A 16782-nucleotide genomic window follows, 5' to 3' on the forward strand; every position below is an offset into this window, starting at 1 on the left:
AAATAAATTGCCTATGAAGCATAAACCATGAAGTTAATCTTAAAATGAAATGCCGACAAGTGTCCCCACACCTATCGGCATCCAATTAACACAATTAAAAAATAACTGTATTAATCAATTAGCAATTACAAAGATATGAATAGAGAAATTCTATCGTTGGATTTATGCAACAAAATTCAGCGATATAAACATTTTTTTAGAATTATGAAAATAACTTTTCTATTTCTGTTTGTGTTGATCTTCTGTTTGCATGCAGAAACCACCAATTCTCAGAATATTCGTGTAACAATAAAACGAAGTAATGTTGAGTTACGAGATGTATTGAATAACATAGAAGAGCAGACCGATTATTTATTTGTGTACGATAAATATGTTGATGTAAATCATAAAGTATCGGTAAATTCAGACAAACGTCCACTAGAGGAAGTACTAGGAGAGCTGTTTGCAAAAACAGATATCAAATATGCCGTTGATGGCACTTATATCGTTTTGTCGTCAAAAGACAAAATAGTGGAGAAAACGCAGATTCAGAAAGTCACTCAGCAGAAAAGAACGATCACTGGAGTGGTGAAAGATATTCATGAAGAACCTGTTATTGGTGCAAATGTGGTGGAAAAAGGAACTACAAATGGAACTATTACTGACATTGATGGTAAATTCTCGTTATCGGTTTCTGAAAACAGTACTTTGCTTGTTTCTTATATCGGCTATGCCAACCAAGAAGTAAAAGTTGGCAATCAAACTTCCTATACTATCGTACTAAAAGAAGACCAACAGGTGTTAGATGAAGTTGTAGTTGTAGGTTATGGTTCCGTTAAAAAAGCCAATCTGACCGGAGCTGTAGGCTATATTGATAATAAGGAATTGGAGAATCGTACAGTCTCTACTTTAACACAAGCAATACAAGGAAAGGTGGCCGGTGTGAATATTTCAACATCTAATGGACAGCTTGGTCAAAATCAATCTCTCAACTTGCGTGGCTATACAGGTATTAACATTGATGCAAATGGAAATAGAAGTAATAGAGCTGATGGACCGTTGATTGTTATTGACGGTGTGCAGGGTGGAGATCTAAGTACTCTGGAAATGAACGATGTGGAAAGTATTTCTTTTTTGAAAGATGCTGCTTCTGCTGCTATTTATGGATCAAGTGCTCCTTATGGTGTGGTTATTGTGACTACCAAGAAAGGACAAACGGGAAAGCCGGTTATTTCATATAATAACAATTTTGGTTTTTCACAGCCAATCAATTTGCCGAATTTTATGAGTTCTTTGGACTATGCTTACGCATGGAATGAAGCTAGTGAAAACTCCAATATGGCTCCTATGTTTTCAGAAACGACAATTCAGCGTATAAAAGATTATCAGGCTGGATTAATAACAGACGGAACCACTAAGAATGCTACGGTTGACGAATGGAATACTTATAATAATGCGAATGCCAATACAGATTGGTTCGATGTTTTATTTAAAAATGCAAGTTTTAGTCAACAGCATAATGTTAATTTTTCAGGAGCTACAGAGTCTTCTTCCTATTTTGCTAGTGTAGGGTATATGCAACAAGATGGTATGTACAAATATGGGGATGAAGTACAGCGACGGTATAATGTTCGTCTTAATTTGTCCTCTAATTTGACCAAATGGCTTACAGTAGGGATGAGATCTGCTTTTTCAAGAAGTGATCTGGATGTTCCTATGGCTGCTGATTCATGGAATTTTGTTCATCTGATAGGACGCAATTTCCCAACGAATCCAATAAAAAATCCAGACGGAGATTATTCTCAACCAAGTTATATAAAATCTTTATCAGAGGGTGGACGTCGAAGAACTATTTCTGATAATGCCATTTTAACAGGAGAATTAAATATTCGTCCGTTATCAGGATGGGATATTACTGCCAATTATACATATAATGGTACTTATGTGAATGTTAAAGAGCATGGTAAAAACTATTCTCTTTTAAGACCCAGTGGAAAACAAGATCTAGTCAATGCTTTCAGTAGTTTTAATCGAAGGATGAATAAAAACCAGCAGTATACGATTAATGCTTTTACTTCTTATGAAAAAACATTAGACAGTGGACATTATTTTAAGGCTATGCTTGGTTATACTCAGGAATTGACAGATTTATTGCAGTTTACCGGATCGGCTGAAAGATTGTATACAGATGAAGTACCGATGCTTGGTTTGAGTTATGGTACTAGAGATGTTGGTGATGATGCTTCTCAATTAGCTATTCGAGGTGCATTTGGACGTATTAATTATAATTATAAAGAAAAGTATCTTATTGAGTTGAATGGTAGATATGATGGAACATCTCGATTCATGAAAGATGTACGTTTTAAATTTTATCCGGGTGTATCTGGTGCATGGGTAGTTTCAAAAGAAGATTTTTGGGAACCAGTACAGGATTATATGAATCAGTTAAAAATTCGTGCTTCGTATGCAAGCTTGGGTGATCAGTCTTTCACAGATAGTTATTATCCATTCTATCCAGGATTGGGTGTGTATGCACCGACAGGAGCTAATTATTATTTCAACGATGGACGTCAGTCTTTGATATCAAATCCGGGATTTGTTAATTATGATCTGACATGGGTGACAGTTAACACATTGAGTTTTGGTGTTGACATGGCGATGTTTAATAATCGACTTGATTTTAGCTTTGACTGGTATAATCGTAAAGCAAAAGATTTTGCTGATTTTGGAGCATCGCTTCCTGCTTTATTGGGTGCAACTCCTCCTCGTAGAAATTCTGCAGAAACAGAGACTAAAGGTTTTGAACTTACTCTTGGTTGGAAAGATCGCATCAATGATTTTTCTTATGGCGCAACTTTTGTTTTAAGTGATTATATAGGGAAAATAGTCAAGTATGATAATCCAGATAAACTACTTAATAATCTTTGGTATGACGGTATGACAATGGGAGAAATATGGGGATATGAAACTGAAGGTTTATTTAAAGATGAGGCTGAAATCGCAACAACAGATCAATCATATTTAAATGCTAACTGGTATCCGGGAGACGTACATTACAAGGATCTTAATGGTGATGGTAAAGTGGATATAGGAAAAAATACGGTAGAAGATCCTGGAGACCGTAAAGTAATAGGAAACAATACACCTCGTTTTTCTTTTGGGTTAACTCTTAATGCAGAGTGGAAGGGTTTTGATGCTTCAATATTCTTTCAAGGTGTAGGTAAACGTGATTACATGTTTGATCCGGAAGCAAACTATTTTTGGGGATTTGTAAATGGAGAATGGAATTCTTCATATTTTACAGAACATGCTGATCGTTGGACACCGGATAATCCTAATGGATATTTTCCGCGTATCTATTTCAATACAGCAAAGAACAGACAGGCTCAAACGAGATATTTGCAAAATGCGGCTTATTTGCGTATCAAAAATCTTCAGTTAGGCTATACTCTACCTAAGACAATTACTAGTAAAATTAATTTCCAAAAAGCAAGATTGTTTGTTAATATTGAAAATTTGGCAACATTGACAGGTTTGACGAATATTGTTGACCCGGAAATTATATCTCCAGATGCAAAAACATATCCGTTGCGGAGAACATGGGCTTTTGGTGTAAATGTTACATTCTAGTTATTTTAATGAATATGAAAAAGATGAAAAATATAATCAAGATATTCGCTGTAACGGCGTTAGCTACATTTGCTGTATCATGTAATGATGAGTTTCTGGAACGATATCCACTAAATTCGATCAGTGATGTAAATTATTGGAAAACGGTTGATGATTTGAGATTGTATGCCAATATTTTTTATAATCGAGATGCACTTGTCCCTTTTGAAACTTCATGGGGAACATTAGGTCCATATGGGAAAGACGCTGATTATGGAACAGATACTCAAGTAAGATCTTCTTATAATACGCGTTTGAATGGTGAACAGACTGTTCAGGCTGATGGTGATGGATGGGATTGGGGACAATTACGTGAAATCAATTATTTTTTGGATAATTACGAAAAAGTAGATGCTCCTTTTGATGAAGTAAAACAATATGTAGGTGAAACTCTTTTTTTTCGGTCTATATTTTATTTTGGGAAATTAAAGCGTTATGGGGATGTCCCATGGGCTTCAAAAACAGTACAGTTGGATTCTGAGATTCTTTTTGCAGAGCGTTTACCGCGTAATCAAGTTGTAGATTCTATGATGTACGATCTTGACAGAGCAATAGAGTATCTTCCTGCTCGTGCAGGAGGTGCTTGGACAGGACGTGTTACCAAAGAATTGGCAATGGCTTTGCAGGCTCGTATTGCCCTTTATGAAGGGACTTGGGAAAAATATCATGCTAATGATGATTTTAAGGCAGCATCCGATCAAAGTATAAAATTTTTGGAAAAAGCAGCTAAAGTATCAGGGGATTTGATTAGTATGTCGGAAAGAGTAGGGTATCCGGCTTTGGATAATGTTGGGATAGAAAATGGTTATCGTGACTTGTTTAATTTGGAAGACTATTCTGCTAGTAATGAAGTCCTTTTTTGGAGAAAGTTTGAAGTTAATGCTAGTTTTTATAATGTAATTGACCGTTATTCTGCAGATGGAGCGATGAGAGGTGCTACTAAGAATTTGGTAGACTCATATTTGAAAGCTGATGGTACTCCTGTCGAACCAGGCTATGATGATGGTACATTGGTTAAACTTGCTGAAAATCGTGATCCTCGTTTAGCCCAAACTATTTGTATTAATAACGGGAAACAACCTGTATGGGAACTAGCGACTCCGGTATGGTATTTCGTTGCACCAAGGTTAGATGTTACAGGAGAAGCAAATTGTCCTACGGGATATCAAACTTACAAAGGGCATAATTATCGATATGCGACAGCTCGCTGGCCGGGAGAAGGATTACAGGCGATAATGTATTTCCGTTATGGTGAAACATTATTGATTTATGCAGAAGCTAAGGCCGAATTAGGAACACTTACGCAAAATGATTTGGACAGAAGTATCAACAAATTACGTGAACGTGTGAATATGCCGTTTATGAGTATTAATGTAACGGTGGATCCTAATTTTGAGTTTGCAGAACTTGGACCGGTTCTTCAGGCTGTACGACGTGAACGTAAGATAGAATTGGCTCTTGAAGGCCACCGTCATGACGATATTATGCGTTGGGCTGCAGCTGATGAATTGATTGTTGGAAAAACACCTCAAGGAAGTAAGTTGGCACAGTGGATTAACTTTAAGTTTTCTGATTATGTTTCAGCAGATGATCCTCAGATCTCAAGGCAAGAGGCCTGGGATCAGATGATTATGACTTATGAAGCGGATGCTGATGGATATATTAAACCTTTTAGAAATACACTGAACGGTGGAGCAGAAGGCTATAAGTTTAGAATAGATCGGGATTATTTATATCCTATTCCAACTAATCAGTTGACATTAAACCCTAATTTGAAACAAAATCCGGGTTGGTAAATATGTTTGAAAAAACCGACCGAAGTTTGAATGATTTTGGTCGGTTTTTATTGCTTAATCAATATCTGATTTACACCAATATTATCTACAATTGTATGAAGAAAATACTAAGTTTGGTTTTTGTTATGCTGGTTTTTGCCTTTAGTAATCAAGCTGCAGAACGTTATCTTGTAAAAAAAGGTAAAACCAATTTCAGAATTGTATTATCTGATTTGCCGTGTGCGATAGAAGAGACTGCTGCAAAAGAGTTGAAAATGTATCTTGATGAAAGTACGAAGATTAATTGGGAGATTACTTCAGAAAAAGATATACCAGAAGATGTACCGCAAATTCTTATAGGAAATTCCTCTCGTGCTAAAAAGTTTTTTCCGGAAGTTTTTCAAAATCAAATTCCTTATGATGGGATAGAAATTCATTTAAAAGGGAATATGCTTTTATTGGCAGGACATGAACAACGCGGTGTAATTTATGCTGTAAATACATTTCTAGAAACTGTACTAGGTATTCGTTGGTGGACATCAACAGAACAGTTTGTTCCAATACATAAAACGCTTCAATTGGATTCTTTGGACATATCTTATGCACCTAAATTGATTTATCGGGAAGCTTTTTATAAGGATGCGTTTGATCCAGTTTTTGCAATGCGAATGAAATGTAACGGGCATTTTGGTAAAACAACTCCGGAATATGGTGATCATCATCATTTTTCATATTGGTGTCATTCTTTTTTTGAATTGATATCGCCAGAGAAGTATTTTAAAGATCATCCAGAGTGGTTTAGTGAAATTAATGGCGTAAGACAACATGAAAATGCACAGCTCTGTCTCACGAATGATGAGATGCGAAAAGAATTGACAAAAAATGTAATAGAAGCGTTACGCAAAAATCCGGAAGCAAAATTTGTGTCAGTTAGCCAAATGGACTGGTACGGACCTTGTATGTGTGAAAAATGTAGAGAGATAGTTGAAAAGGAAGAGGCGCAATCCGGACCATTGGTTCATTTTATAAACAAAGTTGCTGAAGATGTTGAGAAAGAATTTCCGAATGTGTTTGTTGAAACACTTGCTTATAATTATACTCGGAAGCCGCCAATGCATGTGAAACCACGTAAAAATGTAGTGATCAGGCTTTGTACAATGGGATGTGCTTTTGGACAACCTTTAATTAGTGAGCAAAATAAATCATTTTATAACGATATGGAAGGGTGGGGAAAAATTGCTCATCAACTTTTTATTTGGGATTATGTAACAAATTTTTCTTCACATATATTACCACATCCCAATTTGCATGTTATTGCTCCTAATATACGTTTTTTTTTTGATAAAGGGACTATAGGTTTATTTGAACAAGGGGATGCGAATTGTGAACTTGGTGATTTTGTTCGGATGCGAAATTGGATAATATCAAAATTGATGTGGGACCCTACATTGGATGAAAGAGAATTGAGAAAAGAGTTTCTTACAGGTTATTACGGTAGAAAGGCAACTCCGTTTCTTTTAGAATATTTTGATATACTTTCAAATAGGGCTGAAGCTTCGAAGCAATATATTCATTGCTACCAAGAGGATACTGGAAATTGGCTTGATTATGAATCTTTGAAGAAAATAACACAACTTTTTAATAAAGCAATTATAGCTACAGAAAAGAAATATGGACGTGATTCTGATTTTGCATATCGTTTACATCGTGATCGGATGCCATTGGAGCACGTTTGGTTGAAAGGGTATCCAAAGTATAAGAGATTTGCGGAAATGAAAAACGAAAAGCTTCAAGGTCCTGTTAGTCAGCTTGAAGCAGATAAAACGTTTTTCAACTTTTTTGATGAATATCAACTTACTCAATATAGAGAATATCAACCTGGTTCGTTTGATACATTTAAAGAGGGGCTTTTGTTTCATGCTTTTGGGAAAAAAACTTTATTGCCTGAAGAATTGAGTAATATAGATTCTAATTATTTGATGGATATTCAAGATTATGATTTTCAGTTATTCAGTTTAAGATGGATACCTACCAATCATTTTGATTCAGGTGTAATAGAAGATGTAAATGCATCAAATGGGCGAGCAGTAAAACTACCGAATAGCTCGTATTCAAGAGCTACAGTTCGATTGCCTTTTGTTGCTATTGAACCTTTATTAAAAGGAGCAGATGTTAATACGAAATATAAGGTTATCATTTATGCTCGCTGTGAAACAACAGAGGAAGATGGGCTCGCTATGGTATGTGAGATCGGAAATGGTAATAAAAGAAACATTAATATTTCTGAGATATCAGGTTCTGAATATCGCAAAATAGAATTTGATTCAATACATCTGGATCAATCTATGTTCTTAGGTTTCATTCCTTCAATGAATGAAAAGATTCAGAATTTTATTGATCGAGTGATTATTATTAAAGAAAAATAATGAATATGAAAGTTGATATAACAAAAATATTCACTATCTTATTTGTCATAGCTTTTGCCGGATGCTTGTTGCAATCATGTAATTCCTCTATTAATGGTTTGGAACAGGGTTTCTTTAATCCGCCAGATTCAGTTCGCCCTGGAGTGTACTGGTACTTTATGGACGGAAATCTTTCGAAAGAGGCTATGACAAAGGATTTGGAGTCGATGAAAGAGGCAGGAATAGGCCATGTGGTATATTTGGAGGTTAATGTGGGTGTTCCTCGTGGATCTGTCGATTTTCTGAGCGATGAGTGGCAGGAAATGTTCGCTCATGCGGTGGCGGAATGTGAGAGATTGGGAATTGACATTACGTTAGGAGTCGGACCGGGTTGGACCGGCAGTGGAGGACCTTGGGTGGAAGGTGCGCAGTCGATGATGCACTTGGTAAGTTCTTCGGTGAATGTGTCGGGAAAAGGGAAAAAAACGATAGCATTACCTAAACCGTCTCCTAAGCCACATTTTTTTGCAGAAGATAATTTTACTCCAGAATCCAAGAAACGTTGGGAAGAATATTATGAAGATGTTGCTGTATTGGCATTCCCGGCAGGAGCATCAACTTTTGGTACTGATTATGAAGCGGGTTCCGCTTATTTGAGAATAACAGGTATAGAAGAAAAGGCACTTTACTATCGTAAACCGTACAGCTCCGTAACTCAGGTGAAGCCATATCTTACATTTGGGAAAGACTCTTTTACAGTACAAACTGTAGATAAAGATTGTATTATAGACTTAACTGATCATTTAGAGATTGATGGTACATTGACTTGGGAGGTACCGGAAGGTGATTGGACAATTATGCGTTTTGGAGCTCGTAACAACGGAGCTGTGACTCGTCCTGCACCACATCCTGGGGTAGGATTGGAAACTAATAAGTTTGACACTACTGCTTTGAACGCCCATCTGGATAAATTTGTAACGAAACTGTTTAATCGTGTCGGCTTCAAGAAAGCCCAACCTCAAGGTGGTTTGCAGATGTTACATATGGACAGTTGGGAGATGGGTGCACAGAATTGGACTACTCACTTCCGGGAAGAATTCACAAAACGTCGGGGATACGATCCGCAACCGTTTTATCCTGTTTATGCTGGATTCATTGTACAGAGCCGTGAAGAGAGCGAACGTTTCTTATGGGATTTGCGGGTAACTTCTCAGGAATTAATAAAAGAATATCATGCTGGACATATTAAATCGTATGGTAAACGTTATGGTCTGGGATTGTCTATTGAACCATATGATATGAACCCTACCGCGGATTTGGAACTGGCCTCTGTTGCTGATATGCCGATGTGTGAATTTTGGAGTGTAGGTTATGGGTATAATACCTCCTTTAGTGCCATGGAAGGAACATCCGTCGCACACCTGCTGGGCCAACCGGTCGTACCGGCAGAATCGTTTACCGCCTATCTGGACGGTTGGCGTCAGCATCCCGGTTCGATGAAGAACCAAACGGATTGGGCGTTGGCTTCAGGGATCAATCGTTTGATGTTTCATACTTTCCAACATCAACCACTTAATGATCGTCTTCGTCCTGGTATGACCATGGGACCATATGGGGTACATTGGGATAGAAACCAGACTTGGTGGCCGATGGCTGATGCTTATCACCGTTATATTTCTCGCTGTCAATTGCTGTTGCAACAGGGGCGTACTGTAGCCGATATTCTATATCTGACACCAGAGGGTGCACCACATGTATTTCGCGCACCCATTTCTGCCCTTGAAGGTGATTTGTTGGATACAGATAATCTATTCAATTTCAGAAATGAAACACCGCTTCCCGACCGTAAGGGATATAATTTTGACGCATGTCCCCCCAGTCTCTTCTACGATGCCCAAGTGAAAGATGGAAAGGTAGTATTCCCTTCAGGGGTATCGTATCGTTTATTGGTACTGCCTTGCTTCGAAACTATGACTCCGGAGTTGTTGGAGAAGATTCGGGATTTGGTAAATGGTGGTGCCACAGTAGTCGGCCTTCCTCCACAAAAATCACCTAGTTTGGTCAACTATCCAGTATGTGATGAAAAGGTTAGAGTACTGGTACAGGAACTTTGGGGAGGATATGAGATACCTGAAACAGTCGAAATACGTAGCATTGGAAAAGGAAAAGTCATCTGGAGCAAAGAATTGCTGGAGCAACAGGACAATCTGTATCCTACGTATGAATATACAGCCGATATATTAGCAAAGATGGATGTGCATGAGGATTTCGAATCGACAGGAGAAATCCGTTATACGCATCGTACCATGAAAGGATATGAGATTTATTTTGTATCCAATCGTAAGGATAGTCCTGTAACAGTCAATTGTAAGTTTCGTATGACAGGTCATCCTGAGTTATGGAATCCGATGACAGGTGAAATCCGTCCTTTGGCAGAATATACGGTCACAGGAGTGCATACCACCATCCCTTTGCTATTTGATGCCAATGAAGGCTATTTTATTGTTTTCCGCGATAATACCTTTCAACGAGAAATTCAAACGAAAAAGAACTTTCCCGATAGTAGGCGAGTTGCATCGTTGACTGCTCCGTGGAGTGTATCTTTCGACCCGGCATGGGGAGGTCCTGAACAGGTGACTTTTGAAAAACTGACCGATTGGACGCAGCATCCCGATAGCGGTATCAGGTATTATTCGGGTACGGCTATTTATCGACAGACATTTGATAGGCCTGCTGATAACAGTAAACAGCAGTTCTTGGATCTGGGGAAGGTAAAAAATTTGGCGCGTGTCCGTTTGAATGGTCAAGATCTCGGCGTAGTATGGACGGCTCCCTGGCGAGTAGAGATAACGAAAGCTCTGAAACTCAAAGATAATCAATTAGAAATAGAAGTAGTAAATTTATGGCCTAATCGTTTGATTGGTGATGAGCAACTGCCTGATGACGGAATCCGTAACGGTGAATGGCCGGAATGGTTGAAGGATGGGGGACCACGCACAAGCGGACGGTATACTTTTACTACTTACAAACATTTTACCAAAGAATCTCCCTTGTTAGAATCTGGTTTGTTAGGACCAGTCACTATATGGGGAATTGATAATTGAAGATAAAACAATCATGAACTATCATTTGAAAACGTATATAAAAAAAGCATCTCTTTTGGGTATGCTTACAGTGATAACAGCATGTCAACAGCTTAAAGAAGAGGCTATTGAGCCATTTGACATGAATTCTTTTTTCCCACTGATGGCGTGGGATGACGTCCGTGACGAGTCAACGATCCAAAAAATGTCAGAGTGTGGAATCAATTCCATTGCGTTTGTTCCACCGACACTGTTGGATGCCTGTCAGAAATACGACATGAAAGCCATTGTGTTCGATCAGGGAGTGACTCCTGAATGGGATAAACCGTTCAAAGCAGATGTTGCCAATAAAAGGCTGGGAGAACTTATCGAGAAATACAATGACCACCCGGCTGTTTATGGATATCATCTGAAAGATGAACCGTATATAGCTGAATATGGCGAGTTGGGCAAGTCGGTAGAATTTGTAAAACAGCATGCCCCGGGTAAATGGCCATATATCAATCTATTCCCCAATTACGGTTTCCCTGACACAGGCGAGTGGTATGCTGAATCCGGTGCGGGAGATTGGTACAAAAGCGAATACTTGCAACGTTTCGTTGACGAGTGTAAAGGATTGGTCCTTTCTTACGACAACTATTCTCTTATAGGAGAAGATGGATTCTCGGATAACTATTGGACTAATTTATGGGACGTTCGTTTAGCATCTTTGCGGAACAACCTGCCGTTTCACACGATAGTATTGTCAGTCGGTTTCCATGGTTGCCGTATTCCAACTACCGCGGATCTTTCTATTCAAGTATTTGGAGCATTAGCCTATGGAGCTAGAGGTATTGGCTATTGGAAATTTGTAAGTGAAGTGTTGACTCTTTGCGATGCTCCTGAGTTAGGGGATCTCCGTGGGGCTCCTTTGGATGAATTTGGTGAACCTACAGCAATGTATCCTCTTCTAAAAAATTTGAATTACCGTATTTCAAACATGATTCCTGTCTTACTTAAACTTCGTAGTGATGATGTGTATCATATCGGGGAAATACCGGAAAAACATCATGGAGTAACAGAACAAAATATAATTCAAGGAATAAAAGATGGAGGAAAATTTGTAGTCGGTGAATTTACCCATACGGAAGATGGTTCGCGTTGGGTAATGGTTGTTAATAAAGATTTGAAATCATCTGCACTTTTTCAACCTCTTTATAATAAAGAATATGCTTCTGTTCAGTTCCTCTGTATGAAAACAGGAAAACTGAAATTATTGGAACCTTGGTATGCTCTTGCTCCAGGCCATGGTGTTTTACTTAGACTTGAATAATAGTAATTTGTAGATTATCTTAAATTTTAATATAAATAAGTAATGAAAAGAAAGTTTTTAAATTTAGCAACAATTATTTCATTGTTTGCTTGTGTATCTTGTAGTAATACTGTTTGTTCAGAAGAGAATAAAGAGATTACTGTGATTCCGGCACCACAAGAAATGACAATAACTTCAGATTGTTTTACATTAATAAATAACTCTTCGATTGCGTTAGATGTATCTAATGAAGAGTTGAAAGGGATTGCTGAGTATTTAAATGAGAAGATTGCCCCGGCAATGGGTTTTCAACTTTCAGTTGGGAATCAAGGAAAAATTCAGTTTAAATTAGTTGATGATGTCTCTTTAGGAGATGAAGGTTATCATTTGAATGTGAAATCTGATAATATTCTTCTTACAGCTAATAAACCGGCCGGTATCTTTTATGGAGTACAAACATTATTACAAATGCTTCCTGCAGAGATAAAAAGTTTAGAGAAACAGCCTGAAGATAAGAAATGGACGATTCCTTGTGTAGATATCACGGATAAACCTCAATTCCCTTGGCGAGGTCTGTTGCTGGATGTGAGCCGTCATTGGTTTACAAAGGAAGAAGTAATGAAATATATTGATGAACTTGCTGAATATAAAATGAATGTATTTCACTGGCATTTAACAGATGATCAAGGATGGCGTTTGGAAATAAAATCATTACCTAAACTGACTGAAATTGGTGCCTGGCGTGCTCCTCGTGTAGGGAAATGGTGGGATCGTGAGCCCCAACAACCAGGAGAAAAAACGACTTACGGAGGATTTTATACTCAGGAAGATGTAAAAGAGATTTTAGCTTATGCTGCCAAACGCTTTGTGCGTGTTATTCCTGAAATTGATGTTCCGGGGCATAGTCTTGCAGCATTAGTCGCTTATCCGGAATTAGCTTGTATGAATGCTCCGAAAGCTGTTAATGTTGGGAATGAGTTCTATACACAGGAAGAAAATTCACTTTGTGTTGGTAAAGATTTTACTTTTGAGTTTATGGATAAGGTATTGACAGAAGTGGCTGCTCTTTTCCCGGATGAATATGTTCATATTGGTGGTGATGAATGTTTTAAGGGGTTCTGGCATAAGTGTCCCGATTGTCAAGCACGTATGCGAGCTGAAAATTTGAAGGATGAGGAGGAATTGCAAAGTTATTTCATTCATAGAATGGGAGATTTGTTGAAATCTAAAGGTAAAAAACTGGTAGGCTGGGATGAAATTTTAGAAGGTGGACTTGCTCCGGATGCTAATGTGATGAGTTGGCGTGGAATGGATGGTGGTATTAAAGCCGCTAAAGCAGGTCATCATGTGATTATGACACCGACTAACCATTGTTATATCGATTTTTGGCAGGGTGAACCTTCTGTTGAGCCTGCCACGTATGCGATGTGTCGCTTGAAAGATTCTTATAGTTTTAATCCTGTTCCGGAAGGTGTTCCTGCTGAAATGATATTAGGTGGACAAGGTAATTTGTGGGCTGAATCTGTACCGACTTTCCGGCATGCAGAGTATATGACATGGCCTCGTGGCTGGGCTTTGGCTGAAGTTTTATGGAGTGGACCGGCTAATTGTAACTGGAGTGGATTTTGGCCTCGTGTTGAGAAGCATTTTAAACGTGCTGATTTAGCGAATATTAATTATGCTCGTAGTATTTATAATGCAATTATTAGACCATATTTGCAGGACGGTGTATTAATGGTGGAACTGGATAGTGAAATAGAAGGAATAGATATCTATTATACATTTGACAATACTGATCCGGATCAGTATACACCGAAATATATTGAACCGCTTGGTATTCCCAAGAATGCAACATGGTTCCGCGTTGTTACTTATCGGGACGGTAAACCTGTAGGAAAAGTGATAACATTGACTATAGAAGAGCTTAAGCAACGTGCTCAAAGAGACAAACGTGTGACTCATGGTAATTTGAATATAAATTGATTTTAAAAAAAATAAGAAGGCTGTTGAAATATGTATGTACTTATTTTGAACAGCCTTTACTGTATGAATTTATTCCGAATATGAAAACATTATTAACCCTATCCTTCATACTGTTATCTTGTATTTTTTCAACTATGGTTTGGGGGCAGAGTCGTCCTTTGGAACTGTTTCCGCAACCGCAACGAATCGTTATTTCCAATGAGTATTGTAATTTTGATCAAGGGGTAATGCTGAAAGGTATTGATAATCCGGATAAGGATGCTGTTGAAATCCTGAAGCAGGTATTGCCATTGACTCAATCTGCACAGTCATTTCCACTGGAGGTAAAAAAGATGAAGGCTAAAAAGTTGGAGATGAAACGTTCTGGGGCTTATACACTCAATGTTACATTGAAAGGTATTACTATAGGAATAGTAGATGATCGTTCATTGTTTTATGCTGCACAGACGTTGAAACAATTAGCTACTCATTGTGAAGAAGGAAAACATGTGTTACCACTGTGTACTATTGAAGATTATCCCGATGTGCTTTATCGTGGTTCTGTAGAAGGTTTTTATGGAACTCCTTGGAGTCATACTGATCGTATCAGTCAACTTCGTTTTTACGGAGAGTTTAAATTGAATACTTATATTTATGGCCCTAAAGATGATCCGTTTCATAGCGCTAACTGGCGAGAACCCTATCCGACTGAATTGGCACTACAAATTAAAGAATTGGCGGAAGAAGCAACCCGTAATAAGGTTGATTTCGTGTGGGCTATCCATCCTGGTCAGGATATCAAATGGAATGCAGCGGACAGTAGTAATGTGATCGTTAAATTCGAGCAAATGTATGATCTGGGTGTGCGTTCTTTTGCTGTCTTTTTCGACGATATCTCCGGTGAAGGAACGAAAGCGGACAAACAGGCAGGTTTGATGAATTTTATCCAGAAAGAATTTGTGGAAAAGAAAAAAGATATACAACCGTTAATCATGTGTCCTACCGAATACAACCGTTCATGGGCACGAACTGACTATCTGGATATTCTTGGTGAACAACTACATCCTGCTATCCATATCATGTGGACCGGTGATCGTGTAGTGGATGACATAACTCTTGAAGGAGTAGAATGGGTTAATAAACGTATCCGTCGTCCGGCATATATTTGGCTTAACTTTCCGGTAAACGACTATTGCGGCGCGCATTTGTTAATGGGAAAAACTTACGGATTGGATACCCGGGCGGCAAATGCCATGTCTGGTTTTGTAGCTAACCCAATGGAACATGCGGAAGCTTCCAAGGTCTCATTGTTCGGCATAGCGATGTATAGTTGGAATATTCATAACTATGATCCGCAAGAGGCTTGGGAAAATGCTTGCGAGTACATGATGCCGGAAGCGGCTATGGCATTTAAAACTTTTTGTGAGAATAACTGTGATCCGGGTTCTAACTGGCATTTTTATCGTCGAGAAGAATCGGTTCACGATCAGGAGTATACCGATCGTTTCTTAGAATTGTTCCGAAAGGGAGTTTTTGGTGAAACAGAGGCTAAGCTGTTAAGGAATTTATTTACACGAATACAGGCTGCACCTGAACAAATTTGTTCCCAAACGAACAATGAAGATTTACTGCAGGAAATAGGTCCATGGTTGAAGCAATTTGAGTTGCTTGGTACATGTGGAATTTATACCTTAGAGATGACACAGGCTTGGTGTAATAAAAATCTTCAGGACACATGGAGATATTATCATTCCGTCTCTACAGTTATGGACAGTATGAAGGTTATCAATCGATCTTTTAATCAGAACAGCTCATATCAAAAAGGGATTCAAGTCGGCACAAAAGTGTTGATGCCGTTTATTGAAAAATTATATCGACAAATAGGATCTGATTTACTGTCTGTTATGGACAATTCTTCTGATGAAATCAGAGTTAGTTCCGCTTCTATTATCACGAATGTAGAGCTCTTGAAAAACTTATCTTGGACAGAAGATGAGAATTTAATAGCTTATGTACCTATGTTTGAAGTGGTTCAGTTGGAACCGGGACAATACATCGGATTGGCTTGGGAGATGCAGAAACAGGCGGAGTCTTTCACATTCAATTTGCCACAAAGTAATGTCGAGGGACGTGTTTTTGAGTGGTCGGCAGACGGAAAAGTATGGACTTCTCTTACAGGTATAGCATCGGATCAAATCAGTTTGATGATTGATAATCTTGATCCTTCGGCTCGTTTGTTGCGTATGCGCAATACTTCGGATAAACAGATGGGGTTAAAAATATCTTCTTTTTCTGTAAAAACGAAAGATATCTCTGACATGGATGATGAATTGTTGATGTATGATTTGAATTTGAAAACTTATGAGGTACTAAAAGCAGGTGATAAAGTAAATGTTACATGTGAAGATTCTCAAAAAATCGAATTTTATCTGTCCGGAGGCAATAAAACTATGGTTTCCATTTGGGGAGAAGATAAGAATGGTGAAAGTCATGTGTTATATTATGGATATGTAGGTTATATAGGATTAGACAAGGTATCGTTGAAAGATATACAGAAGTTAACCATAACTCCGGTTGGTGAAACCTCTATTCAAATTCATCAAATTGTGAAAGGATAA

At 38.2% G+C, this 16782-nt stretch carries 7 protein-coding genes; all 7 read left to right on the forward strand.

Annotation, left to right across the window (positions count from 1 at the left end; translation table 11 throughout):
* Positions 1-135 precede the first annotated feature (135 nt).
* Complete coding sequence (locus tag C825_RS06670) at positions 136-3609, forward strand: TonB-dependent receptor (RefSeq protein WP_081615932.1); 3474 nt, start codon at positions 136-138, stop codon at positions 3607-3609.
* 14 nt (positions 3610-3623) lie between these two features.
* Positions 3624-5444: a RagB/SusD family nutrient uptake outer membrane protein gene (locus tag C825_RS06675; protein ID WP_044214890.1), complete on the forward strand. Its 1821-nt coding sequence runs from the start codon at positions 3624-3626 to the stop codon at positions 5442-5444.
* A 95-nt stretch (positions 5445-5539) separates the two neighbouring features.
* Positions 5540-7849 carry a glycoside hydrolase family 20 protein gene (locus C825_RS06680; RefSeq protein WP_157310088.1) on the forward strand — a complete coding sequence of 770 codons (2310 nt, stop codon included), beginning with the start codon at positions 5540-5542 and terminating at the stop codon, positions 7847-7849.
* A gap of 5 nt (positions 7850-7854) precedes the next feature.
* Positions 7855-10932 (forward strand): glycosyl hydrolase, encoded by a 3078-nt coding sequence (locus C825_RS06685; RefSeq protein ID WP_010801924.1) that lies wholly within the window; start codon positions 7855-7857, stop codon positions 10930-10932.
* 13 nt (positions 10933-10945) lie between these two features.
* Complete coding sequence (locus C825_RS06690; protein ID WP_010801925.1) at positions 10946-12223, forward strand: hypothetical protein; 1278 nt, start codon at positions 10946-10948, stop codon at positions 12221-12223.
* 42 nt (positions 12224-12265) lie between these two features.
* A complete protein-coding gene (locus tag C825_RS06695; RefSeq protein WP_010801926.1) occupies positions 12266-14185 on the forward strand; it encodes a beta-N-acetylhexosaminidase in 1920 nt (639 codons plus the stop codon).
* A gap of 80 nt (positions 14186-14265) precedes the next feature.
* The gene (locus C825_RS06700) at positions 14266-16782 is read left to right on the forward strand and encodes a glycoside hydrolase family 84 protein (protein WP_044214889.1); all 2517 of its coding nucleotides are present in this window, start codon (positions 14266-14268) and stop codon (positions 16780-16782) included.

This window comes from Parabacteroides sp. ASF519 (assembly GCF_000364265.2).
GTDB classification, from domain to species: Bacteria; Bacteroidota; Bacteroidia; order Bacteroidales; family Tannerellaceae; genus Parabacteroides; species Parabacteroides goldsteinii.